The following is a 24,344-nucleotide window of genomic DNA, read 5'->3' as shown; positions in this document are numbered from 1 at the left end:
ACAGGGCGGCATCTTAGCACCGCCGCCCGCACCGCTCCTTTCAGCCTGTCGGGCACGTCTGCCCCTTGCCGGATACCGGGTTGACCAGCATGCGCAACCGATCGCCGTCGGCGAACAGCGTCACCCGGGCAGGCAAGTATGGGTTTTGAAGCAGAAGGCCCTACGTGGGGAACGGATGCCGCAATGACCGCCGCGCGAAGCGGTTTCAGCAAGGCACCCGGCCGCCGCCCATCATGCACCATCGTTGCGTCTCCTGTGGCGGGGGTGCATACGGCAGTCCGGTCCTCGGATCGATGTTGTCATACTGCCCCATCGGGTGCCGAGCCCTCCAGGCGGCCTGCTCGGCATACTGTTGCTCGATCGCGGCGTGCTCTCGTGCCAGATCTGCCTTCTGCGCATCGTCCACTTTCTTCGTCATGGTCACGAGCCGGGCGAACTTGGGATCGCGAACATCCTGCAGCGGCGGAAACGGCGGCAAAGGCGGCATGACGAGCACCGGGCCGGTGTATTTCGGTATCGGCAATTTCGACGGCCGGCCAAAGTTCGCCGCCATATCCATCTCCCACAACGCAGCGCTCATTCCGAGCACGTGTTCGTAGTCGCGATTGACGACCGCCAGCGTGACCGGCCCCGACGGCGCCGGCAATGGCTGCAGCGAAGGGGGAAGCGCCTGTCGAGCCTCGGGGTAGATGATGCGGGCATACACGATGGCAGCGACGGAGTACTGCTGGAGGACCGCCTCGTATGCGTCCAGTATCTGCGCTCGACCATAGCCGTCGGGATTCTCGAACATCGGCTTGTATGCCAATACCTTCCGGCTATACAACGCGTTCGCATTCCGCTGCTCTGCGACAGCCTGTTGTTGAGGATCGGCCGGCGCGGACGCCGATAGCGGCGCACACCCCGAAAACACGCTGGCGACGACCAATAACCCGACTGTCGCGCAAACAGCCGCCGGGCGTTGACGCGACCTGTCAGCGGTCGCCCGGTTGACCCGGGCGAACAAAATAGTGGCTTTCTTGATGGCTTTTGTCTGCATGGCAGGGCGTCCGGAACGCGTGGTCATCTCGAGCTGGGTACTGATCGCGACTGCGAACGCGATGCTTCGCAGTCGAAACGAAAGCGGCACACAGCCGCGATTGGAGTTGAACATCAACCGGGCGCACATCGCACGAGGATGCCCCGAACGACATCAGCAACCGCGTATACGTAGGACATGCGCCGGTCGCATGGTGTGCGAGCACATCGTCGATTTCGGCTGTCGGTGTCACGGTGAAATGCCTGCCCAAACCATACTCGGCGCCCCTGCATCGGTTGGCATCCGGTCGGCACTCTGACGACGCAAGAAGAACGATATGACGAATGTATACTAGTCGATCTACTTTGACTAGAATCGCGATCAGCAAGACCGAGGCAATCGGCGCACGCACGACGGCCGCCGTGTTTCTACTTCTCGATATATTTTCCGATCCTAATATTTGGAAAATGAACACGTTTCACAAAAATGCTATTCGGCGGTTGATGCACGCCCGCAATGCCGGCAATCTGACGTTGATCACCGTCGGCGAGGGGGACTTCCCGTCTGTCACGGATTACGACGTCAAATGCCGCTGATCGCCTGTCACTGGCTGCGTCACCCGCGCCGCCGCGCAAACCAGGAGCGCGTCACGCAACGTCTGCCCATGCGATTCCCGCCCCCCATGTGGCGTGCGCTATCGGCCGGCGTCCTGCTGATCGGCCTGGGCGCGTGCCAGCGCGCCACGCCGCCCGCCAGCCCGACGACGGCCCCCGCCTCCGCGGTGTCGTTGTCGGCCGCCCAGGTATCGGAAACGGCCGCGGCATCGCCGTTGCAAACACTGTTGGGCGTATTCGGCGGGGCGAAGCCGGCAGCCTGGCCGGCGTTCGACAACCTGCCCGGCATGCAATGGAGCGACGCGAAGCCGCTCCGCAATCCGGACAGCCATTCCCCCGTGGCCACGCACTACCGTGGCGGCAGCACGCTGCTCGCCGGCTTCGGCGACGTGGATGTGCCGGACGGCAAGGTCGGCGAGGACGCCGGCGTCAAGACGGACAACGAAGGCCACGTCGGCGTCGTCCTCAATGGCAATGCGACCGCGGTCCTGTCGATCGCGCTGCGCAAGTTCTACCCGAGCGACGACACGCAGGACATCCTGCTGCGCCAGCTCGGCAGCCGCGCTACGGTCAGGCGCATCGCCGGCCGATGCGCGCTCGACTACGGCACCACTGCGCCGAACACGCAAAACAACGTGTTCTTCCGGGTCACCATCGCCAACGCCGCCGTGCCGGTGTTTGCGGAAACGTACGTCGAAGAAGAAGGCGGCAATCAGGGCCCGGGCGCAACGAACTTCGTGTTCTACCGCTCCCGGCCAGACCAACGTATCGCAAGCATGAAATGCAAGGGCGCCGACGCCTGAGCTGGAGCACGCGGGCGTCAGGGCATGCGCCCGAGCCGGGCATGCCAGCACCTGCCCGGCGCCGCAAATGCGGCCGCGCAGCGAGTTTCGAGTGCGTCACCGCCCATCCGGACTGCTGATCGAATGGAAGACATCGGCTTGAAGCCATCACTACACGGGGGGAAGCACCATCATGAATTCCGCACGCCTGCGCCTGACATTCCTTGGGCTCATGCTGGGTCTCGGCTGGCACCACGCCGCGGCTGCGGCCGGCTGCGAAGCCAATTTCAAGCGTGAAGCCGACACCGGTGCCGGCACACGCTTCTCGACGTTCGCCACAGTTCCGGGCCTGGACGCACGCAACGCCATCGCGCAACTCAAGCAGATTGCCGCGGGCGACGGCTTCCTGATCGGCGACGAGAACTACACCGGTTCGGCCGGCCAGCTGACGATACAGCAACAGCAAAGTGACCGCGCCCGCGGATTCGCCATTACGCTGACGGCCAATCAGGACACGAAAACCCTTTCCGTGGCGACGACGTTGCCCCCAGGCATGCAGGCAGCCCCCGAAACCATCCGGGGCGGCATGTGCGGCATGCTCGGCCGCGTCGACATGAGCCGTAACGCAGTGAGCACCGGCGTGGCGGCTACGGCGCCCGCGTCGCCCGGCGACGCCTTCCCGGCCGCGCCCGCCTTTACCACCTGCACCTACAACTTCCGCCCCGCACTGGATGGCGTCACCGGCCGCCACTACACCACCTGGCTGCCGATCAAGGCGCTGAACCCGGCCGACGCGGCTGCCCGGCTAACACAAGCGGCCACCGCAGCCAAGCTGGGCGTGACGTCGAACGAACGGCACGGCACGCTGACCGAAGTCACGCTCGTCCAGCCGCTCCCGGACCAGGGCGAGAAGCGCGCGTTCCCGATTCGCTTCATGCTGGAGGAGTCGCTGGGCGTGATCTCCGTGGTCGCCCGACTCAACCCGAAGCAGGAGATGGACGACGAAACACTGCGCAAGGAAATCTGCTCGCTCGTCGCGGCCGCCACCGCGGCGGCGCCGGGCGAATCGAAAGAGCCGCCGGCGCTGCCCCGCGAGCGTAAGCTGGAACGCTGGCACGCCGGCATCGACTGGCTGATCAACCGCGCCGTGGTGGCCGGCAAGTCCCTCGTGATCGTGCCCGCCATCAACCTCGACAGAAAGTACACCGGCGACGAAGCCGTCAACGAGAAGAAATGGGCATTCCGTACCGACGTGACCGCCACCACCATCTGGCAAAACAAGGCCAACGCCCGTGACGTGATACGCGTGGGGCCGGACGAACCCTTCACCGAAGTGGGGCTGCACGGCTATGTCTCGACCTTCGTGGCGGGCAACACGCAGTACTTCGTCTACATCGTCAATCCGGGTACCTACACGGTCGCCGGCAATACCTACGAGACGACCGCCGACACGATGTCGCAGCTCGGCACCCAGCAGAAGCCGGGGCGTTCGCCGCTGGGGCAGATCGCCTTGCTGCCCAAGAAGAACACCGACTTCATCCAGTCGCAGGAATGGTTCAACGCGCAGTTTCGTGACCGTGAGGTCACGGATACGTACTGCTCGTCGATCTTCGTCCAGGGCGGCGGCTGCGCATTCTGGGCGACGGAGAAGAGAACGGTGTCGGAGATGACCGAGCCCGCGGGATGGAAGACCGTCACCCGGGAGAAGTCCGTCGACGGGCTGGCGGTCTCGACCCGGCTCAAGCGCGAGTTTGCTTCGTTCAGCGTCGCGGCGGGCGAAGCCGTCGTGATTGACGGGCTGTACCCCACGCCGCCCAACGCGGACTACGACAAGCAAGCGTGCGAGATCGTCGGCGGCCAGATCCAGTGCGACCTGACGCGCTATACCCTCACCCGTATCCCGGCCGACATGGCGCACGTACAGGGGCTCGCATCCGACCCGGGGTTCTACCCGCGCGCCACGCGCATCCTGTCCAACGCCAGGTATCGCCCGCTCAAGCTCCTGGGCAAGCCGGGTGAACTTCGCTCGGTGTACGGTCAGGACTATTCTCTCGGCGTGCGTTGAGCGCACGCCCCGACCATCGTCATGGCCGCCAGGACTTGAAGCGCGGCCTGCCCCCTGAACAACCGGATCGGTACGCAAACCAGCATGAAACCCATCATCCAGCACGTCGCCTGCGTCGCCCTGCTCTTCACCGCAGCTTCCGCACATGCAATCGACTGCAAGAAGGCCAGCAACCGCGTCGAGCACACGATCTGTGCCGATGAACAGCTCAAGGCCGCCGATGCGGAAATGGGCAAAACCTATACGGCCGTCATGCAGCAGGCGGGCAACGATAGCGAATTGCGCGCGATGCTGGTACGCAGTCAGAAGCGCTGGCTCGCGGCGCGTGACAAGCGTTTCGCGGATCCGGTCGATTTTCCCGGCGCACCGAATGCCAAGGCCCTGCGTGCGAGCCTGCTCCAGGCGATCCGCCAGCGCACCGAGACCTTGAGCGAACGCGGCAAGGCCGCGCCGCGCCTGCTTGAAACGGCCCTTGCGCAGCGCACGTTTCTAACGCAATTCACGGGCGGCCCGTTCGCCGGATTCGAGACCCGATGCGACTTCCTGCCCCACGATGGCCAACTGAGCTATGGATGCTTCAGCGAACGCCGCTATCAGAACCATGACAGGATCTGCACGCTGCAGGACGATTGGGCGAGCGGCGGCTACTACGAGACGCGCCTGGTCGGCAACGTCGTCCAGGGCAGGCTGGAAACCGTTGCAGCATGCGGCGACAGCGCCGAGGGCGGCAGCCCGTGCCCGGATCCGGATGCGGATGAGCCGCGCAAGTCGGCCGCCGGCTGGAATCTCCATCCGGGCCGCCCGCCGTTGACGCCAACGGCCCTGCCCAAGCTGGACGCCGAAGCCGAACTGGGCACGGAAGACACGGGCTGGCTACGCGCCTGCCTGACCGACAGCCGCTACCCTCGCGCGGCACGCTGAGAACCGCGCGCATCGGGTGCGTCAGCGATGTTCATTCCCACGCGGAATCATGACATGCACGATTCCGCCGATGCGAAGCATTCGCTCGCACATGAACTGCCTATTTCCGCTCCTGTTGGCCATCTGGAGTGCGAAGCGCTCTCTTTACCTGTCGTCACCCGCCACAAGGATTCAGCATGATGCCGCCCCGAAGCAGCATTCCGGAATTTTCAGTCCGGCGCACCGTCAGCATGTTCGTCACGTGGGGGATCGTCGTGGCGGCATTGAGTGTATGCATCCCGTTTGGCAGCGTGCACGGACAGCCTGCTGACGCGACCACGCCGGACCCCGCCGGCAATTCGCCTACCGAATCCCGGACGCCGGCCAACCTGAGCGCGACGCAAGCGCTACAGCGCATGCTGGCGCTGATTCAGGCAAGCGGGCAGGTTACCGACATCACGCCCGAAACGGTACACCGCATCTTCGGCGTGCAGACCACGGCGATCGGCAAGGATCAGTTCGGCTATGGTCAACGCTTGCCGGGCAACTGGGCATTCAGTCTCCAGCGGGTGACGGTCGGTGATACCGGGCCGCGTGTGGACCTGATATTTGATCCGATTCCCGGTACGCAGGCCTCTCCGTTGACGGCATGTGAGCCCACTTTCGCTCAATTCACGCACGCACTGGAGTCCATGGGGTTCAGTCGCCACACCCATTACGGCGAACACGGCCGGTGGGTCTTCGATTCTTTCGAGCGGCCACGCATGGATATCAGGGTCTATCCGCTCAGCGCGCTCTCGGACAACGGCGAGCCGCTGGGTCCGGCCTGCGTGAAGGCGGTATTGGTGCGATAGGGCAAGCCGCGAGCGAACCGGCGCGCACCGTCAATTCGACGATCGGTGGTAGCTCGCGACATATCGTGCCTGCCCAAGAATGTTTCCATGCATCTGATAGGCAACGGCCGCCGGACTCGACGTCGGTTTCACGTCGACATGCGGAATCGACAGGGCGGATACCGTCACGACATATCGATGAGACTCACCTTGAGGCGGGCATGGCCCACCGTACCTGGACTCGCCGAAATCGGTCAGCGTCTCTAGCGCGCCCACCGGCATGAGGCGCGCATCTCCCGATGCACCTTTACGAATCGACGTTTCCGAAGGCGGGATATTGACGACTTCCCAATGCGTCCAGCCGAGCCCGCCGGTCGGGGCATCAGGATCGTACAGGGTGACGACGATGCTTCTGGTTCCCGGCGGAACGTGTGCCCACGAGACGCGAGGCGAGACGTTGTCGCCGCGGCATCCGAATCCGTTGTACACCTGAGCATTCGTGAACTGACCGTCATGGTCGAGATGGTCGACCGTTACGGTAAGCGGATCAGCAAAAGCAACTGCGGGCACGATTGCAAAAAGTACCGTGGAGCAGATACCCGATCGCAGAAAAATATCAAATCTCATGGCGCGATGCCAAGCCAGGTTCGGTGTGATGTTTCGTACGGCCAGGTTGACACCCGAGATGCAGTGCATGCAACGATCGTCGACGCGGATTCCGCGCTCGCACTTCAAACATGAGTCGCACCGATGACGTGCTCACCCTGGTGCCTGTGCGAGAGCCTGCGCGACAGATCCTAGGGTCATCGTGAATTCGGCAGTAGGTCGGCAGACAACATCAGCCTGTTGCGTGAAACAGAACAATCCGTGAACGCATGCCGGAACGGCTCGTCGCGCTGGCGGCACGCCATGGGCGCGCACCCGATCCGCAAGATCGATGCCCCCACCGGGCAGGCGGATTGCTCCTTGCATCGATTCCCGACAATCGCCCCGGAGACAACGATGCCGACCGACCTCAACCCGCCGCCGCCCCAGCGCCATCGGCTCGGCGAATGGATGGCCCGCGAAGAAGCGCACATGGCCGCGTTCCGCGAAAAAGTCGCGGCGGAGGCCCGCGCGCAAGCCGGCGACCGGCTGCGTACGCCGGCCGTGCAGGAACTCGCGCGGCTGTTCGACGACCACGCGGTGCTGCGCATGAGCCTGGTCCGCGCGATCGATGAAGCGGTCGAATCGGGCCGCCAGCTCGGCTATGCGTCGATCGGCGAGCTGATGACCGTCCTGGATCACCTGATGACCTACACGCCGCCGTTCAGCGACGCGAGCCTGATCGTGTGCCCGATCAATGCGTTTCTCGACTGGCCGATGTGCATGCCGTCGGGCCATGCGGTGTTTCGCGACGCCACCGTCAACGCGCATCTGCAGAACGTGCTGAACGTGTGGTGCGGCTTCCTTGGCGGCCCGCATTCGCGCACGCATCTCGACACGTCGGCGCCCGACGGCTGGTTCTGCGACGCGGCGCGCAAGCGCATCGGGCTGTCGCAGTTCCAGTATCGCGACGACCAGCCGCACGGCGGCTTCACTTCGTGGAACGACTTCTTCACGCGGCGCTTTCGCGAGGGCGAGCGCCCCGTCGCGTCGCCCGACGATCCGCACGTGATCGTCAGCGCATGCGAGGCCGCGCCATACCACGTCGAATCGAACGTGAAGCTGCGCGACCCGTTCTGGATCAAGGCGCAACCGTATTCGCTGCGCGACATCTTCACGCCGGCCCGGCTGTCGCTCGCCGAGCGCTTCGTCGGCGGCGACCTGTACCAGGCGTATCTGAGCGCGTACAACTACCATCGCTGGCACGCACCCGTGCGCGGTGTCGTCACGCATGCGTACCGCGTGCACGGCACCTACTACTCCGTCGTCGAGGCGGAGGGCCCCGACCCGGCCGGACTGAACGACTCCCAGGGGTACATGACGGCGGTCGCCACGCGCGCCGTGGTCGCGATCGCCTGCGACGATCCCGGCATCGGCACCGTTGCCGCCGTGTTCGTCGGCATGGGCGACGTATCGTCCTGCGTGATCGACGTCGTGCCCGGCCAGCGCGTCGACAAGGGCGACGAGATCGGTTATTTCCAGTTCGGCGGCTCGACCTGCTGCCTGCTGTTCGAAGCCGGCGTGATCGACCGGTTCGTGCCTGCGCCGCCGTTCGGCCACGACACCGCCGTCGTGAACGTCAATTCACCGGTGGCGATCGCTCGGTGAGTAGTCGCACGTGCGTCGGGCTCGCATGCTCGACGCACGCCGGCGGCGGTCGGTGCAATGTTTTCAACGCTTTGTAATGCCGCAGAACGTCGATGGAACGCCGGCCGGGGCGACACGACGGATGGCGTCGCCCGCCACGGGTCACGCCCGCTGCGGCGCCAGCGAATCGATCAGCGCGCCGTTGAAGGCGGGCAGGTCGTCCGGCTTGCGGCTGGTGATGAACGGGCCGTCACGCACGACCTCCTGGTCGACCCACTTGCCGCCCGCATGACGGATATCGTCCTGAAGGCTCGGCCAGCTCGTCATCGTGCGGCCTTCCACGAGGCCGGCGGACACGAGCAGCCAGCCGCCGTGGCAGATCGCCGCGATCGGCTTGCCGGCGCCGACGGCCGCCGTCACGAACTCGCGCGCGGCCGGCACCATCCGGATCGCGTCGCCGTTCACGACGCCGCCGGGCAGCACGACCGCGTCGTAATCGCCTTCGCGCGCATCGTCGAACGTGCGGTCGACCTTCACGCGCTTGCCCTTGTCGACGTGCCTGAAGCCCTGGATTTCGCCGGGCTTCTGCGAAATCACGTCGACCTGCGCGCCTTCGGCCGCAAGCGCACGCTGCGGTTCGACGAGTTCGGCTTCCTCGAAACCGTCGACGGCAAGAATCGCCACCTTGCAATGAACCAGCCTTCCGCTCATGAAGCCCTCCGTCAGTGACGCGGCACACGTCGTGCCGCGCCGGTCTTGCAGCAAGCGGCGTGCCGTTTCCGCCCACGGGGCGCACCCGCCGTCCGGGAACGATGTCGCGCGCCGGGCACGCGGATTTCCTGCATGCCAGGCCCGACGCCGTCCGGCCGGCGACCGCCGCAGGCGAGCCGTCAGACGGCCCTGCCCGCACGGCTACTGCAGGTGGCTCGCCGCATCCAGCATCGCGTCGGTCACTTCGATCGTGAGCGTCAGGCGCTCGTCCGTGTCGGGCAGACGGTCGAGCATCGCCTGCACCGTGTCGTGCAAGATCGCATGCACGCGCATCCGCGTGCCGTCGTCGAGCGCCGCATAGCGCTCCATCGTGTCGCTGTCGAGCGCAAGTTCGACCGCATGCCCCGCGTATGCGGGCGGCGCATCGGGCGCGAGCGCCCAGGTCGAATGGAACTTGATCCTGCCCGTCGCGACGTCGACATGCACCGTCGTATCGAGATCGTCCACCTCGATCGTGTCGCCGTCGATCTCGTCGATGTCGTCGTTCTCCCGCCTGTTCCGGGAATTGGATTGCATGATGTCCTCCTGTGTCGTGGCGGCGTGCCCGTCCCGGGAAACCTCGCCGCCTTCGTCGGCACGGCGCCGTCAATAACCGCTGGACCCCGCGCTGCCCGCCCCGCCGGCGCCGCCGCCGCCCGTGCCCGTCGACCCAGGCGAGCTGCCGTTGCCGGCGCCGGTGCCATTCCCAGGGCCATTGCCGGCGCCGCTGCCGCCCGCCCCCGCGCCGTTGGGGCCGCCGCCCGGCTTCACATGGCCGGCCGATCCGCTGTGCGAGCGGGTGCCTCGTGTCGCACCGTGCTGCTGCATGCGCGCGGGCGGCGGCGGCGCGGCCGTGTTGCCGTTGGTGCCCGGTGTGGACATGTCCATCGACGGATTCGGCGCCCCGGTGCCCTCGTCCGGGCGCTGCGAGTTCTGCGCCCAGGCGGCAGGCGCGGCCGCGATGATCGCGACAGCCGCGCACGCCAGCACGCGCGGCGCGACATACTTCGATTCGGATGCGGATTTCATGAAGTTTTCTCCCTGATTGAGACCACGTGACGGAAATTCCTGCCCTTTCCTTTCAGCAAGGCCCATGCCGCCACCGGTACGCGTGCCGGCTATCGTGTCGACATCCGTGATCGCACGCGTGATTTCCGCGAATCCGCCGATAAACGGGCACCACCGTCCGCAGTTTCAGCGCTGACGCATTCACGTTTCAGCGCCCAGCCGGGCGCGCATCGACGCGGTGATGCGCTGCCGCGCGTGCGCATAGCCTTCCCACGGATCACGCTTCAACGCATCGAGGCGTTCGCGCAGCGTGTCGATCGTCCATTGCGCACCGCCCGTCGTGTCGGGCACCTCGTCCCAGTCGAGCGGCACCGATACGCCCATGCCGGGCCGCGCGCGCACCGAATACGCGGCGATCGTGCTCGCGCCGCGGCCGTTGCGCAGGTAGTCGACGAAGATCTTGCCGCGCCGATGGCGCGGCCCCATCGTCGCCGTGAAACGGTCGGGCAGCGCACCCGCGACGTGCTGCGCCACCGCACGCGAGAAATTCTTCACGTCGTCCCAGCCCGCATGCCGCGTGAGCGGCACGACGACGTGCAGCCCCTTGCCGCCGCTCGTCTTGCAGAACGAGACGAGCCCCAGCTCGTCGAGCAGCCCGCGCACGAGCTGCGCGGCGTCGATCATCGCGCGCCACGGCAGCGCCGGATCGGGATCGAGGTCGAACACGATGCGATCCGGCCGCTCGATGTTCGACGCGTGCGCGTTCCACGTGTGCAGCTCGATCGTGCCCATCTGCGCGGCGCCGAGCAGCGCATCGACGCTGTCGATCAACAGCAGCGGCCCGTGGCCGGGATCGAGCCCTTCGTGCTGCGTGACGAACGGGATCTCGCGGCGCTCGGCATGCTTCTGGAAGAACAGTTCGCCGGCAATGTCGCCCGGTGCGCGCACGAGCGACACGGGCCGGCCCTTCAGGTCCGGCAGCAGCCACGGCGCGACCCATTGCCAGTAGTGCGCGAGGTCGATCTTGCGCGTGCCGCTTTGCGGATCGAGCACCCGATCGGGATGCGTGATGCGCACGCGGCCGACACGATCGTCGGCGGCCGCTCCCTGCGTGTCGCCGGAAGACGCGGACGATCGCGCGCCGCGCGTGCGACCGTGCGCCGTATCGGTATGCGGGGCACGCGGGGATGCGTCGTGCGCCGCGCGGGATTCGTTCATCGTTGCCTCCGTTTCGGTTGGCCGTGGCACTTCGCGGACGATCTGCCGCGCCGGCTTGTCTTCGCGCAGCGCGATGAACGCCGCCTGCCGCACGATGCCGTCGCTCGTCCATTCCGCGAATTCGCATTCGGCGACGAGCGTCGGCTCGACCCAGTGGACGCGCGTGCGGGACCGTTCGCGCGGCGGCGGATCGAACGGCGTCGCGCTGCGTTCGTGCTGGCGCAGCGTCGCCGCGAGCCGGTCAAGCAGACGCGTATCGAACCCGGTGCCGACCCGGCCGACATAGCGCAATGGCGCGGCGACATGGGACCGCCTGGGCCGCTTGCCGCCCGCGGCCGGTTCGTACACGCCGAGCAGCAGCGCGCCGAAGCCGTGCCGGCTGCCCGACGGCTCGGTATAGCCGCCGATCACGAACTCCTGGCGCCGCCGGCATTTCAGCTTGATCCAAGCGGACGAGCGGCCGCCGCGATAGCGTGACTCCGCGCGCTTGCCGATCAACCCTTCGAGCCCGGTATCGCACGCGCTCGCGATCAGCGACGCGACGTCGTCGCCGAGATCGGGCGAGTAGCGCAGCCGCGCGGGATCGCTGCCGGCGAGCAACGGTTCGAGTAGCGCGCGCCGCGCGGTGAGCGGCGCATCGCGCAGGTCGTATCCGTCGAGAAACGGCAGGTCGAACACGAACAGCGTCACCGCGTCCGAACGGCCCGCGCCGAGCGCGTTCTGCAGCGCCTGGAAATCGGGCAGCCCATGCTCGCCCAGGACGACGGCCTCGCCGTCGAGCCACGCGTTGTCGACGTCGAGGGCCGCAAGCGCGTCGCGCTGCACGCGCAGTTTCGGCGTCCAGTCGCGACCTTCGCGCGTCATCAGCGTGACATGCCGCCGCGCACCGCGACCTGCAATCCGCGCAAGAATCCGGTAACCGTCGAATTTCACTTCGTAGCGCCAATCGTCGTGAGCAGGCGGTGCATCGACGAGCGTCGCGAGTTGCGGCGTCACGCGATCGGGCAATGCTGCGCGCACCGCGCCTTCCACCTGCGACGGATCGATCGCCGTCGTGCGTGCCCCGCCGTCATGCGGCGGGTGGGCAGGCGCCGAGCGCGACGCCTGTGCCCGGCCGTCGTGCACGCTGCCCGGCTGCTGCGCGACGACATCGAAGCTGGCCGCATCGCGCGCGTCGTCGTCGCGCTCCTTGATCAGCAGCCATTGCTCCTGGCGCCCCTGCTGCCGCCCGCTGCGCACCAGTGCCCAGCCGCCGTGCAGCTTCGTGCCGTCGAGCCGGAACGTCAGCTTGCCCGCGCGGTAGCCGTCGCGCGCCCGGGCAATGCCGCCGTCGGGCGTCCACGTGCCCTCGTCCCACACGGCGACGGAGCCCGCGCCGTAATGGCCGGCCGGGATCTCGCCTTCGAACGACGCATATTCGAGCGGATGATCCTCGACGTGCACGGCCAGCCGTTTCACCGACGGATCGACGCTCGGCCCTTTCGGCACCGCCCATGACTTCAGCGTGCCGTCGAGTTCGAGACGAAAATCGTAGTGCAGCCGCCGCGCGTGATGCTCCTGGATAACGAAGCGCAGCGGCCTGGCCGTGCGCGCGGAGGATCGCGCCTGATGCGCGTCGTGCGCGCTCGCATCGGCATCCGCATGCGCGCGCCGCCGCCCGGGCGCCCCCGCGGGTTCCGGCGTCGCATCGAAGCGGCGCTTGCGGCGATAGGGTTCGAGCTTGCCGGCCATCGCGTCACCCTCCTTCCCGTGCCGTCACGCGGCGTGCTTGCGGCGCACGGCGGCCTTCTTCGCCGCGTGCGTGCCGGTCGCGCCGTGCTTCGCGGCCGCGCGCTTCGCCGGGGCATTCGCCGGCGTCTTCGCCGTGCGTTTCGCGGATGTCTTCGCCGCAGGCTTGCGCCGCGCGGCCGTCGCATGCGAAGGCGCGCGGGCATCCTCGTCGTCGTCCGTGCGTGCGGCACGTGCACCGCCGCCGCCCTTCAGGCTGCGCTTGAGCAGCTCGGTGAGATCGACCACGTTGGTCGCCGTGCGCGCCGTCTGCGCGGGCCGGTCCTCGATTTCCTCGACGCGGCCCGCGCGCACCTTGCGCTCGACCAGCTCGAGGATGTCGTCGCGGAACGTGTCGTGATACTCGTCGGGTGTCCACGAGCCCGACATGTCGTCGATCAGCTTCTTCGCCATCGCGAGCTCGCGCGCACTGACGCCCGCGCGCTTCGCGTCGACGGCCGGCACCGACAGTTCGTCGAGCGGCCGCAGTTCCTCCTGCCAGCGCAGCGTATCGAGCGCGAGCAGCGGCCCGACCGGAATCAGCGCGCCGAGATGCTGGCGGTCGCGCATCACGACGTGCGCGATGCCGATCTTGCCGCTGTCCTTCAGCGCGTCGCGCAGCAGCGCATAGACCTTCTCGCCCTTGCGGTCCGGCACGAGGTAGTACGGCGTGTCGAGATACAGGAACGACACGGCGTCCTCGTCGACGAACGTGACGATGTCGACGGTCTGCGTCGACTCGGGGTTCGCCGCGCGGATCTCGTCGTCGGTCAGCACGACATAGCGCTCCTTCTCGTACTCGTAGCCGCGCACGATGTCCTCGCGCGTGACTTCCTTGCCGGTGCGCTTGTTGATCTGCCGATAGCCGACCGGGTCCATCGAGCGCTTGTCGAGCAGCCGGAACGACGGCTTCACGGTGCGCGTGGCCGGGAACAGCTGCACGGGCACGTGAACGAGCCCGAAGCTGATCGCGCCCTTCCAGATCATGCGTGTCATCGATGTTCTCCTTGCGGCATCCGCCGCACGCGGCCGTCACGGCTTTCGGCAACGGCTGCGCCGCACGATGCTGACGTGGCCGTTACGCTCCAGGATCGCCGCGTCGACGTCCGACAGGTCGTCCGCGCCGAGCGCCTGACGCACGCTTTCACGGATGTCCGTCGGCGTGATCAGGGCCGCGCGCATCTGCGCGTCGTCGAAGCGGCCGTTGCGATACACCTCGCGCTCCGCGCCGACCAGCAGCCGCTCGAGGCGGCGCGAGCGCACGCAGGCCCAGCCGATCACGCGATGCAGCAGCGCGATCGCGAGCGACGCGGCCACCGTCGCGACGAACGGCGACGCACCGACCACCGCGCGGCTCAGGATCGCGCCGAGCAGGATGCCGACCACGTGGTCGAACGGCGAACGCTGGCCGAACGCGCGCCGCCCGGCGATGCGGATCAGCACCAGCGCGACCACGAACACGACGATCGCCCGCAGCACCATCTGCCCGGGGCCGAGCATCCGGCCCTGTCCGAACAGCGCGACGACGACGTCCATGATCGCGCGGCGCTAGGCCGGCAACTCGGCGGCCTGCTGCTCGCGTGCCCAGACGCGATGACGGCCGAGGTGGTCGGACAGGTCGTTCAGGACTGCGTCGAGATCGACGGCCTCCCCGACGCACACGCCTTCGGCCGGATCCGGCAGGTGCGCGGCGCTCAGCAATTGCCGCCCCGCCCCGACGGCCGCGATCGGCTTCAGGTGCTTGAACGCTTCGCGCACGAAATGCCGCGCGTCGGCGCTGTGCGCAAGGTCGCGACCGTCGCTGTCGCCGCCGCACACGAACACCGCGTCGAACATCACCGACGGCATGCCGGCCAGCGTCGCCTGCGGCACGATGCTGCCGATCGGCGCCAGCGTCGGCGCGACGATCGTCGGCACCGCGTGCGCGGCCTGCAGCGCATCGCGCACCTGCTGGACGAGCGTCTCGCTCGTCCCGGCGGTCGCGATCAGCGCGATCTTGCGCGACCGGATGCCGGGCTTCGAGCGGCCGATCAGGCTCAGCGCGGGCGAACGCTGCGCGACCGCCGGCGTCGCGCCTCCGTGCGACGCGGGCAGCCCGAGCCGTTCGGCCACCTGCGCGGCCAGCCCCGCGTCGAAGCGGGCGATCATGTCGTTGACCACCCGCTCGCGAATGTGCGGCTGCGTCACCTTGCCGAGCTCGAAGCAGTACGCGTCGCGGATATGCCGCTGCTCGATGTCGGTCATGCTCTGGTAGAACAGCGCGGGCTGCGAGAAATGATCGGCGAACGATTCGCTGCGCACGCGCACCTTGTCGCCTTCGAGCGGCTCGTGCACGGTCTCGAAGCCGCCGCCGGCCGGCGCGGGCGGCGTCTCGCGCGGCCAGCCGCCACTCGTCGAATTCGGTTCGTACGACGCCTGCCCGACGTTGATCGTCTGCCGGTGCATCGCGTCGCGCTGGTTGTTCGCGAACGGGCACACCGGCCGGTTGATCGGGATCTCGTGGAAGTTCGGGCCGCCGAGCCGGCTCAATTGCGTGTCGGTGTACGAAAACAGGCGCCCCTGCAGCAGCGGATCGTTCGTGAAGTCGATGCCGGGCACCACGTGCCCCGGATGAAACGCGACCTGCTCGGTTTCCGCGAAGAAGTTGTCGGGATTGCGGTTCAACGTCATCCGGCCGATGGGCCGCACCGGCACGAGTTCTTCCGGCACCAGCTTGGTCGCGTCGAGCAGGTCGAAGTCGAACTTGTCGGCATCGGCCGGATCGATCATCTGGACGCCGAGTTCGAACTCCGGATAGTCGCCGCGCTCGATCGCCATCCACAGGTCGCGCCGGTTGAAATCCGGGTCATGGCCGGCAATCCGCTGCGCCTCGTCCCACAGCAGCGAATACGCGCCGCTCACGGGCCGCCAGTGGAACTTCACGAAACGCACGGCGCCGGCGGCGTTCACAAAGCGGAACGTGTGCACGCCGAAGCCGTCCATCGCGCGGTAGCTCGCGGGCAGCGCGCGGTCGGACATCAGCCACAGCACCGTGTGGGTGGTTTCCGGCACCAGCGACACGAAATCCCAGAACGTGTCGTGCGCGGACGCGCCGGTCGGCATCTCGTTCGGCGCCTCGGGCTTCACCGCGTGCACGAAATCGGGAAACTTGATCGCATCCTGGATGAAGAACACCGGCATGTTGTTGCCGACGAGGTCGTAGTTGCCCTCTTCGGTATAGAACTTCACCGCGAAGCCCCGCACGTCGCGCACGGTGTCGGACGAGCCGCGCGGCCCCTGGACCGTCGAGAAGCGCACGTACACCGGTGTTTCCGCGGCCGGATCCTGCAGGAACGCGGCCTTCGTGTAGTCGGCCATCGGCTCGTACACGCGGAACACGCCGTGCGCGGCCGAGCCGCGCGCGTGCACCACGCGCTCCGGAATGCGCTCGTGATCGAAATGCGTGATCTTCTCGCGCATGATGAAGTCTTCGAGCAGCGACGGGCCGCGCGTGCCGCCACGCAACGTGTTCTGGTTGTCGGCGATCCGCACGCCCTGGTTGGTGCGCAGTGCCTCGTGGTCGGGCCGCGAACGGTGCTCGTCGAGCTGACGCGATTTCGCGCTGTCCTGCGGCTGGGCGGGCGGCGTCGTTCCGGATGAGGGGGAATGGGTCATCGATCAGGTCCTCGTGGCATTCGAAGGGGTATCCGCCATGCGTGCGCCGCGTTGCCGCGACCCGCACGGGCGGACAGCAGGAAAACCGGCGCGGCCGGGCGCGACCGCACCCGCCGGCCGGCGGTGGCGTCAGGGCGCGCGCAACGCCGCGTCGAGTTCGGCGCGCGTCACGTCGGGCGCCACGTTGCACTCGATCGCCGCATCCTCGACGCGCGGCTTGCGCGCATCCACCGCGCGCCGCGCGCTATCGCACAAACGGGTGCGCACGCGCAGCCGGCCGGCTGCGTCGAGCGATGCGTAGCGCGTGATCACGTCCGGATCGAACCGCAGGTCGACCGCGCAACGCCAGTCGCGCGCGCTTGCGTCGGCCGGCACACGCACCCAGGACACCTGGATCGTCAGCCGCCCGGACGCGTCGTCCGCGTGCACGACGACGGTCGATTCGGACGGAAACCCGTTCGCAAGCGCGTGCTCGAGTTCCGCGATGCGCTGCGACCGGTCGGGCGTGACGCTCATCGTCGGACGACGCCCAGCAGCAGCGTGACCAGGAAGATCACCACGAAGATGTAGAACAGGATCTTCGCGATCTCCGCCGCGCCGGCTGCGATGCCGCCGAACCCGAACACGGCCGCGATGATCGCGATGATGAAGAAGATGATGGCGTATCGAAGCATGGAACCCTCCTGGATGACAGCGGTCGCCGACGCGCGTCGGCGTCGATCAGGCGTCGTGCTTGTGTTTCGGTTTGCCGTGGGTCGGCGTGGAGGCCATTTTTTCGAGCTCCTTCTCGCTCATCGATTTGGCCATCGACTTCGAAGGCGGTTTGAGGTCCTTCATTTTCGTCTCGCCGCGCTTGGCCGACAGGGCGGCCCCGGCGGCGCGTTGCTGGGCCTGAGATTTTGCTGGCATGGTCGTGCTCCTCCTCTCGTGAATGCGCGCATCGCGGCAAGCGATGGTGCGCACGCGGTTGAACGCGGTGAACGCGGTTGAATCGCCTGGCCGCCTGGCCGCGTCGCCGCACCGCGGGCCGGCCGGCGGCATCGTCATCGCCCGGCGATCCTTCGTCACGGTGCAACGCGCAAGAACGATGCCTCGGCCGCGAGGCGCCCGGCGAACCCGGCCTCGAAAGCCGTCAGGCGATTCGATTCACGGTTGACCGTCTGCATCCCTCATGCATTGAGCGTGCCAGGTCGTCGAAGCGCGTCGGCTGTGGGTGCGCCCCGCGTGTCGCTGCGGGCGGGAGCCGCTTATTTACAAGCCGGCGGAAAGTTTTGGACACGCATTTCCGTAAGCCGGAAAGCATGTCGGGTCGTGACCAGTCATCGCTTCGCATCGATGCGATCGGACGGCGCGCCGCACGACGTACGCGGTCCCGCCCGCACGCCGTGGGTGATGTTGCGGTGCCGGGTCAGTACTGCATCAGCGGCGGCGTGCCCGGCAGCGGCCGGTCGCCCTGCGCATCGTTCGAGCCGGTCGACGGCCCGTCGGCCGCTTCGCCGCCGGCCGCGCCCTGCGGCATCACGGTGCCCGGCGACGGCCGCGTGGCGTCACGCGCATGCGCGTCGGGCATCGTCGTGGTCGACTGTGCGCCACGGCTGTCGGGTGGCGCCCCGCGAGTGCCGTAGGGGCCGTTCGCCGGTTGCGTGCAGGCGCCCAGCGCGCACGCGGCGGCACACGCCAGGATGCCCATGCGTATCGTCTGGATCGGGTTCATCGAAATCCTCCCTGTGCCCGGCGTCTCATAGCCGGTTGAAATGGAAATCGCCCGCGTAGGCGGTCGGGGTGCGACGCGCCATCATCGCGTCGAATTCCACCGCCACGCGCGTGAGCGCGCGGCGCTGCGATTCGATGCCGGCCTGCTCGAGCGCGGCGAACGCGTCGGCGTCGAACGCCACGGTCAGCGACGCAGGATGGCCGTCGACGCGAAAGCCGATATGCAGTGCGCCGACCGGCGCTTCCTCGATATGGAACGGCATCGCGTGCGCCTCGAAATGGCGGCCGAGCGTTTCGGCGATGTCGCGCAACACGCCGGGTTTCACGCGGATGCTCATGGCAATGCCTCTTTGCGCGTTCCCGATACCGCGCTCATCGGCGGCGTATGCACGGGCGGCTCGCGCTCGGGCGGCGCATGCCCCGGTGGATCGCCCTCGGGTTGCCGGTAAGGTTCAGGCAGGTCGGGGGGCACGTCGTCGGGATCGGGCGGTTCCGGATCCGGCCCGATGTCGGGCAGCGGCGGTTCGGGCCGCTGCAACCACTGCGTTGGGTCAGGTGTCATCGGCGCTCCTTCATGGCGGGGTCCGCGGGTCGGTAGCGGACGCGACCTTCGCCTGCCGAGGGCGCGCAAGCCGCATGCCGTCCTTCACGTCATCCGAAGGTCCGCCGCGACGCACACGCGGGCGACACGAATGGCCTGCCGTGCCTTCGCTACACCGTTCGCTGCAAATCTTGCAACGGCGCGGCTACGCGTCGTAAGCGGCCATCACTAGCCACAGCTCGCGGCCGTCGTCGTGCACCTGCGCGGCGAGCGCATACGGGTCGGACGGCTCGCACGCGCGCTGCAGCGCGAACCGCGCCGGCTCGGTCGAGCCGAACGCATCGCCGCCGAGCGGCCGCACGTCGGCCTTGCCTTCGAACATCCGGCGCTCGGGCCGGTAAATCAGCGGTTCATGCTTCCATTCGTTGAAATGGTTCTTCAGCGAATCGAATCCGCCGCCGCATACATTGACCTCGTAGCGCACGCCAGGTCGTCGTTTCGGAATCGTCATCGTGCCTCCCGCTCGAAGTGTGCGGGGCGGGCACCTTCCGTACCACGCGCCGCGGTCATCGCCTTCGTGGCAAGTTGCGTGCCGCCGAAGTCCGGCGCGAACCCCGCGCGTACCGGGCACGGCCGTTGCGGCAGGCACACGCCATTGGCATCGACACGGAGGCTCGCGATGAAGGATTCGACCCGGACCGGCCACGACGCGCCGGCACACGAACGGCAACCCGACCCGTCGCCGCCGCTCAAGCACCGCGACCGCGCGCGTACGCATCATTCGGAACGCCATATCGACAAGCAGCTCGAGGACACGTTTCCCGCGAGCGACCCGCCCGCGACCGGTGGCGTCACGCGCATCGAGCCGGACACGCCGCCCGGCACGCACGACGACGGGCCGTGGCAGGACAAGCGCGAACGCGGCGACGCATGAGCGCCTGCGGCATGCGGCTTGCTGATTCCGTACCGCCCGTTTCGAATCATTGAAGTACCGAACCCGAGAGGAGAAATTCATGCATCGCGTCAACGAAATCATGTCGCAGGACGTCGTGCACATCGCACCGACCGACTCGATCCGTCATGCCGCGCAACTGATGGAGCGCTACGACGTCGGCGCGCTGCCCGTGTGCGACAACAACCGGCTGATCGGGATGGTGACGGACCGCGACCTCGCGGTGCGCGCGATTTCAGCCGGCAAGCCGCCGGAGACGCGCATCCACGAAGTCGCGTCGGGCCCGATCGAATGGTGTTTCGACGACGATTCGCTGGACGAGATCCAGCACTACATGGCGGACGCGCAACTGCGCCGCCTGCCGGTCGTCGATCACGACAAGCGGCTGGTCGGCATGCTGTCGCTCGCGGACATCGCGACGCGCATGGCCGGCCCGGAGCGTGACGATCTCGCGAACACGCTCGAAGGCGTGTCGCAACCGAAGCAGACGTGACGGAGCGCTCGCCGCCCCGTCCCGACCACCCCGCGCGACCCGCAGGGCCCGCCCCGGGCACCGTCGCGCCACATGCAGCCTGGAGGAAACCATGCAGACTTCCGATCAAGGTCAGACCCGCATCATCGGCAAGGGCGCCGCAACGGCGGCCGGCCCTGGCCCCGACGTGATGGCGGCCGATACGCTCGAAGGTAACAAGGTCTATACGACCGATGGCGACGACGTCGGCAAGATCAAGGACATCATGCTCGACGTGCGCTCCGGCCGCGTCGCCTACGCGGTACTGTCGAGCGGCGGCATCCTCGGCATCGGCGACAAGCTGCACGCGATCCCGTGGAGCGCGCTCACGCTCGACACTGAGCGCAAATGCTTCTTGCTGTCGGTGTCGTCCGAGCGGATCCGCAACGCACCGGGGTTCGACAAGGACCACTGGCCGGCGATGGCCGATCCGCAATGGGCCGCGCCGCTGCACGAGTTCTACGGCAGCACACCGTACTGGAGCGCCGGCGACGAACTCGGGCTGACCGACCCGACCGAGGAACTCAACGACCCGCGCGCACGCGACCGTCACTGATCGCGCCGCCACGCGGCGCCGGTTCGCCGGCGCAGCCGCGTCGAACGCCCCGCCCGCGCGGGGCGTTTTTTCTTGCCGGGCGTCGCGACGGCGGCCCCGACGCGACACGCGCTACGCGCGATGCCGCAGCGCGTCGATCACGACGGTGAACGCACGCGACGCCGGGCGGCGGCTCGGGTAGTACGCGTGGTAGCCGGGAAAAACCGGGCACCAGTCCGGCATCACGATCCGCAGGCGGCCGCTGCGGACATGCTCCAGCACGATGTCCTCGGTGACGAACGCGATGCCGAAGCCGTCGAGCGCCGCCTGGACCATGTGCGGCTGCGTATTGCAGGTGATCCGGCCGTTCACGCGCGCCAGCACGTCGTTCCTGCCCTTCTTCAGCTCCCACGCATAGATGCCCTTCGCCGTGGCGAGCCGCAACGTGACGCAATCGTGATCGAGCAGGTCCTGCGGCTTCTTCGGCGGCTTGCGGCCGTCGAGATACGCCGGCGCCGCGACCATCGCCATCCGGACATCCGGGCTGATCCGCACGGCGATCATGTCCTTCGCCACCTGGTCGCCGTAGCGCACGCCGATGTCGTAGCGCTCCTCGACGATGTTCGACAGCCCGTAATCGACCGACAGCTCGACGCGAATATCCGGGTAGTCGGGCAGGACCTGCCTAAGTTTCGGCCAGATGACCGTATCGATCGGATGCTCGGTGGCCGTAATGCGCACCACGCCGGCCGGCTTGTCCCTGAAATCCGACAGCGCGGCCAGTTGCGCGGTGATCTCGTCGATGCGCGGGGCCACCGCCTGGAACAGCGCTTCGCCCGCGTCGGTCGTGGACACGCTGCGCGTCGTGCGCGTCAGCAGCCGCACGCCGACCCGCGCTTCGAGATCGCGGATGGTATGGCTCAGCGCCGACTGCGACACGCCGAGCCGCGTGGCCGCGCGCGTGAAGCTGCGCTCGCGGGCCACCGCGAGAAAGACGAGCAGGTCGTTCAAATTTTCGCGCGCCATGTCGAAAAGCTCCGGTCGGGACGGACGCCAATCGTAGCACCGCCGGCGGCGATTCATCAGTTTGGCTCATGAGTCCAAGCGTGCCGCGCTACTTAATCGATCCGCGGCGGCTCGCTAGACTGCGAAGCCATCGACCCGATGCGCCTCGGCAAAGCCCGGACGCTCGGACTCCCCCGCATACGGAGCCCACCTCATGACTACCCGCTTTCTCGCTGCCGCCGCCGTCGCCGCGCTTGCCGCATCCGGCCCACTGTTCGCGCAATCCGCACCGGGCCTGACACGCGAGCAGGTCCGCCAGGACATGCTGCGCTACGAGGCCGCCGGCTTCAATCCGGCGCGCATGAACCCGCGCAGCTGGGTCGACGATGCCCAGGCCGCCGCGGCCCGCGTGCACGCCGGGCGCGCCGACGACGCGCGCACGCAGCTCGCCGTGCACGGCGCCACGACGCGTTGCGACTGAGCGCGCGACCCACGTCTTGTTCCGATCCGGTTCCCGCCATGCCCTCCGTCTCCACGCCCGATCGCGGCACCGCACCTGACGGTGCGGCCGCGTGGGGCGCCGTCCTCGCGATGTCGCTCGGCGCGTTCGCGCTGGTCGCCTCCGAGTTCATGCCGGTCAGCCTGCTCACCCCGATTGCAGGTGACCTGCACGTCACCGAAGGCCAGGCCGGCCAGGCCATCTCCGTATCCGGCGCGTTCGCGCTGGTCACGAGCCTCTTCATCGCATCGCTCGCCGGCCGGCGCGATCGCAAGCCGTTGCTGCTGGTGCTGACACTGCTGACGATCGTGTCCGGCACGCTCGTCGCATTCGCGCCGAACTACGCGGCGTTCATCGCCGGCCGCGCCCTGATCGGCGTGGCGATCGGCGGCTTCTGGTCGATGTCGGCCGCCACCGCGATGCGCCTCGTGCCGGCACCGCACGTGCCGCGCGCGCTGGCGATCGTGAATGGTGGCAATGCGCTGGCGACCGTCGTCGCGGCTCCGCTCGGCAGCTTTCTGGGCGGGATCGTCGGGTGGCGCTGGGCGTTCTTCTGCGTCGTGCCGGTCGCCGCGATCGCATTCGGCTGGAAGCTTGTCAGCCTGCCGTCGATGCAGTCCGCGCCGCGCGGCACGTCGGCCAACGCGCTCAGGCTGCTGGCCCGGCCGCCGGTCGCGCTCGGCATGGCGGCGGTCAGCGTGTTCTTCATGGGCCAGTTCACGCTGTTCACCTACCTGCGCCCCTTCCTCGAAACCGTCACGCACGCAGGCACCGTCACACTGTCGCTGATCCTGCTCGTGATCGGCGTCGCGGGCTTCGCGGGAACGGTCCTGATCGGCGGCGTCCTGGAACACGGGCTCTACCGGACACTCGTGGCCACGCCGGCACTGATGGCCGCGATTGCGGTAGCGCTGACGCTCTTCGGCGGCTCCACGGCGGCAACCGCCTGCCTGCTCGGCGCATGGGGCCTGCTCGGCACCGCGGCGCCGGTCGGCTGGTGGACGTGGCTCGCCCGTACGCTGCCGCACGATGCGGAAGCCGGCGGCGGCCTGATGGTGGCGGTCGTGCAACTCGCGATCGGGCTCGGCGCGACGATCGGCGGCATGCTGTTCGACCTGCACGGCTACCGCGCGACCTTCGCGATGAGCGCGGCACTGCTCGCGTGCGCCGGCGGCCTGGCCGTCGTCGCGGGCAGGTCCGCCGCGCGCGCCGCCACGCGCACCGGTGGTTGATGCCTGCGCCACCCCGCCCCGGCGGCGTTTTTACAAGCGCCGTGTAACCTCCCCGTCCCGCTGCGCGCGGCCGCTCGCCGCATCCAGGTAGCCGAGCAGCCGATGCGGCGTCAGCGGCTTCGCGCAGTGCGCGTCGAACCCGGCTTGCTTCGCCGCCTCGCAATCGCGTTGCGACGCGAAGCCGCTGCACGCGACGAGCAGCATGTCGCCGGTGTGCGGATCGCCACGCAGCCGCGCCGCAAGCTGCAGCCCGTCGAGGCCCGGCATCGCGATATCGAGCACGACCGCGAACGGCTGCCAGTCGCGCGCGATCGCGCAGACGGCGAACGGATCGACGGCAACGCGGCATTCGAAGCCGCGCGCCTCCAGCAACAGGCGCAGCGCATCGGCCGCGTCGCGATAGTCGTCGACGATCAGCACGCGATGCGACCGCGCCGGCACGCTGTCGGGTGCGCGCCATAGCAGCACGTCGTCCGCGGCCGGATCGTCGCCGGAATCGGGAAGCATCGCGTTTC

General features: G+C 67.9%; 30 protein-coding genes. 12 read left to right on the top strand and 18 right to left on the bottom strand.

Annotation, left to right across the window (positions count from 1 at the left end; translation table 11 throughout):
• Positions 1-205: 205 nt before the first annotated feature.
• Complete coding sequence (locus tag FFS49_RS10990) at positions 206-1,153, bottom strand: hypothetical protein (RefSeq protein ID WP_224755702.1); 948 nt, start codon at positions 1,151-1,153, stop codon at positions 206-208.
• Between the two features lie 209 nt (positions 1,154-1,362).
• On the opposite strand from FFS49_RS10990, the gene FFS49_RS10985 reads away from it, so the two are divergent.
• The 6 genes from FFS49_RS10985 to FFS49_RS10965 all read left to right on the top strand — a co-directional run bounded on the left by FFS49_RS10985 (position 1,363) and on the right by FFS49_RS10965 (position 6,233).
• On the top strand, positions 1,363-1,614 hold the full coding sequence (locus FFS49_RS10985) for a hypothetical protein (RefSeq protein WP_105815574.1): 252 nt from the start codon (positions 1,363-1,365) through the stop codon (positions 1,612-1,614).
• Entirely contained in the window at positions 1,605-2,435 is an 831-nt protein-coding gene (locus tag FFS49_RS10980; RefSeq protein ID WP_137909919.1) for a hypothetical protein, read from the top strand. Before FFS49_RS10985 ends, FFS49_RS10980 begins: the two co-directional genes overlap by 10 nt.
• Positions 2,436-2,607: 172 nt before the next feature.
• Entirely contained in the window at positions 2,608-4,479 is a 1,872-nt protein-coding gene (locus FFS49_RS10975; RefSeq protein ID WP_105815572.1) for a hypothetical protein, read from the top strand.
• A gap of 84 nt (positions 4,480-4,563) precedes the next feature.
• On the top strand, positions 4,564-5,400 hold the full coding sequence (locus FFS49_RS10970; protein WP_105815571.1) for a lysozyme inhibitor LprI family protein: 837 nt from the start codon (positions 4,564-4,566) through the stop codon (positions 5,398-5,400).
• 54 nt (positions 5,401-5,454) lie between these two features.
• Positions 5,455-5,580 (top strand): hypothetical protein, encoded by a 126-nt coding sequence (locus tag FFS49_RS42920; RefSeq protein WP_258181713.1) that lies wholly within the window; start codon positions 5,455-5,457, stop codon positions 5,578-5,580.
• A complete protein-coding gene (locus FFS49_RS10965) occupies positions 5,577-6,233 on the top strand; it encodes a hypothetical protein (RefSeq protein ID WP_105815570.1) in 657 nt (218 codons plus the stop codon). Before FFS49_RS42920 ends, FFS49_RS10965 begins: the two co-directional genes overlap by 4 nt.
• Before the next feature lie 30 nt (positions 6,234-6,263).
• Here the strand turns inward: FFS49_RS10965 and FFS49_RS10960 are convergent, their stop codons facing one another.
• A complete protein-coding gene (locus FFS49_RS10960; RefSeq protein WP_105815569.1) occupies positions 6,264-6,839 on the bottom strand; it encodes a YbhB/YbcL family Raf kinase inhibitor-like protein in 576 nt (191 codons plus the stop codon).
• Positions 6,840-7,214: 375 nt separating this feature from the next.
• Between FFS49_RS10960 and FFS49_RS10955 the strand changes: the two genes are divergently transcribed.
• Positions 7,215-8,465, top strand: coding sequence for a phosphatidylserine decarboxylase family protein (locus FFS49_RS10955; protein WP_105815568.1), 1,251 nt, complete (start codon positions 7,215-7,217; stop codon positions 8,463-8,465).
• Between the two features lie 141 nt (positions 8,466-8,606).
• On the opposite strand, the gene FFS49_RS10950 is transcribed toward FFS49_RS10955, so the two are convergent.
• The 14 genes from FFS49_RS10950 to FFS49_RS10885 all read right to left on the bottom strand — a co-directional run bounded on the left by FFS49_RS10950 (position 8,607) and on the right by FFS49_RS10885 (position 19,606).
• Entirely contained in the window at positions 8,607-9,155 is a 549-nt protein-coding gene (locus FFS49_RS10950) for a type 1 glutamine amidotransferase domain-containing protein (protein WP_039371378.1), read from the bottom strand.
• A gap of 201 nt (positions 9,156-9,356) precedes the next feature.
• A complete protein-coding gene (locus tag FFS49_RS10945) occupies positions 9,357-9,731 on the bottom strand; it encodes a DUF3022 domain-containing protein (RefSeq protein WP_105815567.1) in 375 nt (124 codons plus the stop codon).
• Positions 9,732-9,800: 69 nt separating this feature from the next.
• Positions 9,801-10,223 (bottom strand): hypothetical protein, encoded by a 423-nt coding sequence (locus FFS49_RS10940; RefSeq protein ID WP_105815566.1) that lies wholly within the window; start codon positions 10,221-10,223, stop codon positions 9,801-9,803.
• A gap of 180 nt (positions 10,224-10,403) precedes the next feature.
• A complete protein-coding gene (gene ligD, locus FFS49_RS10935; RefSeq protein ID WP_105815565.1) occupies positions 10,404-13,151 on the bottom strand; it encodes a DNA ligase D in 2,748 nt (915 codons plus the stop codon).
• 24 nt (positions 13,152-13,175) lie between these two features.
• Positions 13,176-14,183, bottom strand: a complete 1,008-nt coding sequence (locus tag FFS49_RS10930) for a Ku protein (RefSeq protein WP_105815564.1) — start codon at positions 14,181-14,183, stop codon at positions 13,176-13,178.
• A 36-nt stretch (positions 14,184-14,219) separates the two neighbouring features.
• Positions 14,220-14,723 (bottom strand): YetF domain-containing protein, encoded by a 504-nt coding sequence (locus tag FFS49_RS10925; RefSeq protein ID WP_039371286.1) that lies wholly within the window; start codon positions 14,721-14,723, stop codon positions 14,220-14,222.
• A 12-nt stretch (positions 14,724-14,735) separates the two neighbouring features.
• On the bottom strand, positions 14,736-16,841 hold the full coding sequence (gene katE, locus FFS49_RS10920) for a catalase HPII (protein ID WP_105815563.1): 2,106 nt from the start codon (positions 16,839-16,841) through the stop codon (positions 14,736-14,738).
• A 129-nt stretch (positions 16,842-16,970) separates the two neighbouring features.
• Entirely contained in the window at positions 16,971-17,357 is a 387-nt protein-coding gene (locus FFS49_RS10915; protein ID WP_105815562.1) for a DUF3022 domain-containing protein, read from the bottom strand.
• Positions 17,354-17,515, bottom strand: coding sequence for a DUF1328 family protein (locus FFS49_RS10910; RefSeq protein WP_006767422.1), 162 nt, complete (start codon positions 17,513-17,515; stop codon positions 17,354-17,356). The genes FFS49_RS10915 and FFS49_RS10910 overlap by 4 nt, the downstream gene beginning before the upstream one ends.
• A gap of 46 nt (positions 17,516-17,561) precedes the next feature.
• The gene (locus FFS49_RS10905; protein ID WP_047852964.1) at positions 17,562-17,750 is read right to left on the bottom strand and encodes a DUF3008 family protein; all 189 of its coding nucleotides are present in this window, start codon (positions 17,748-17,750) and stop codon (positions 17,562-17,564) included.
• A gap of 499 nt (positions 17,751-18,249) precedes the next feature.
• Positions 18,250-18,555, bottom strand: a complete 306-nt coding sequence (locus FFS49_RS10900; RefSeq protein ID WP_105815561.1) for a hypothetical protein — start codon at positions 18,553-18,555, stop codon at positions 18,250-18,252.
• Between the two features lie 25 nt (positions 18,556-18,580).
• Positions 18,581-18,892 carry a hypothetical protein gene (locus FFS49_RS10895; protein WP_105815560.1) on the bottom strand — a complete coding sequence of 104 codons (312 nt, stop codon included), beginning with the start codon at positions 18,890-18,892 and terminating at the stop codon, positions 18,581-18,583.
• A complete protein-coding gene (locus FFS49_RS10890) occupies positions 18,889-19,116 on the bottom strand; it encodes a hypothetical protein (protein WP_105815559.1) in 228 nt (75 codons plus the stop codon). Before FFS49_RS10890 ends, FFS49_RS10895 begins: the two co-directional genes overlap by 4 nt.
• Positions 19,117-19,300: 184 nt before the next feature.
• Positions 19,301-19,606 (bottom strand): hypothetical protein, encoded by a 306-nt coding sequence (locus FFS49_RS10885; RefSeq protein ID WP_105815558.1) that lies wholly within the window; start codon positions 19,604-19,606, stop codon positions 19,301-19,303.
• Positions 19,607-19,774: 168 nt separating this feature from the next.
• On the opposite strand from FFS49_RS10885, the gene FFS49_RS10880 reads away from it, so the two are divergent.
• From FFS49_RS10880 to FFS49_RS10870, 3 genes are all read left to right on the top strand, one after another.
• Positions 19,775-20,029 (top strand): hypothetical protein, encoded by a 255-nt coding sequence (locus FFS49_RS10880; RefSeq protein WP_039371313.1) that lies wholly within the window; start codon positions 19,775-19,777, stop codon positions 20,027-20,029.
• Positions 20,030-20,108: 79 nt separating this feature from the next.
• Entirely contained in the window at positions 20,109-20,540 is a 432-nt protein-coding gene (locus FFS49_RS10875) for a CBS domain-containing protein (RefSeq protein WP_039371315.1), read from the top strand.
• Positions 20,541-20,631: 91 nt separating this feature from the next.
• Entirely contained in the window at positions 20,632-21,114 is a 483-nt protein-coding gene (locus FFS49_RS10870; RefSeq protein ID WP_039371318.1) for a PRC-barrel domain-containing protein, read from the top strand.
• A gap of 111 nt (positions 21,115-21,225) precedes the next feature.
• Here FFS49_RS10870 and FFS49_RS10865 read toward each other — a convergent pair whose 3' ends face one another.
• Positions 21,226-22,119 (bottom strand): LysR family transcriptional regulator, encoded by an 894-nt coding sequence (locus FFS49_RS10865; RefSeq protein WP_105815557.1) that lies wholly within the window; start codon positions 22,117-22,119, stop codon positions 21,226-21,228.
• 193 nt (positions 22,120-22,312) lie between these two features.
• Here FFS49_RS10865 and FFS49_RS10860 point away from each other — a divergent pair, with 193 nt between their 5' ends.
• On the top strand, positions 22,313-22,579 hold the full coding sequence (locus tag FFS49_RS10860; protein ID WP_105815556.1) for a DUF4148 domain-containing protein: 267 nt from the start codon (positions 22,313-22,315) through the stop codon (positions 22,577-22,579).
• A gap of 38 nt (positions 22,580-22,617) precedes the next feature.
• On the top strand, positions 22,618-23,829 hold the full coding sequence (locus FFS49_RS10855; protein ID WP_105815555.1) for an MFS transporter: 1,212 nt from the start codon (positions 22,618-22,620) through the stop codon (positions 23,827-23,829).
• Positions 23,830-23,859: 30 nt separating this feature from the next.
• On the opposite strand, the gene FFS49_RS10850 is transcribed toward FFS49_RS10855, so the two are convergent.
• The gene (locus tag FFS49_RS10850; RefSeq protein WP_105815554.1) at positions 23,860-24,336 is read right to left on the bottom strand and encodes a response regulator; all 477 of its coding nucleotides are present in this window, start codon (positions 24,334-24,336) and stop codon (positions 23,860-23,862) included.
• Between the last annotated feature and the right edge of the window lie 8 nt (positions 24,337-24,344).

The sequence above is a fragment of the Burkholderia sp. 4NA327C6 genome, from assembly GCF_005502655.1.
Taxonomy (GTDB): domain Bacteria; phylum Pseudomonadota; class Gammaproteobacteria; order Burkholderiales; family Burkholderiaceae; genus Burkholderia; species Burkholderia contaminans.
The sequence above is the reverse complement of the archived record's forward strand: the minus strand, read 5'-3'. Positions and strand labels throughout refer to the sequence as shown.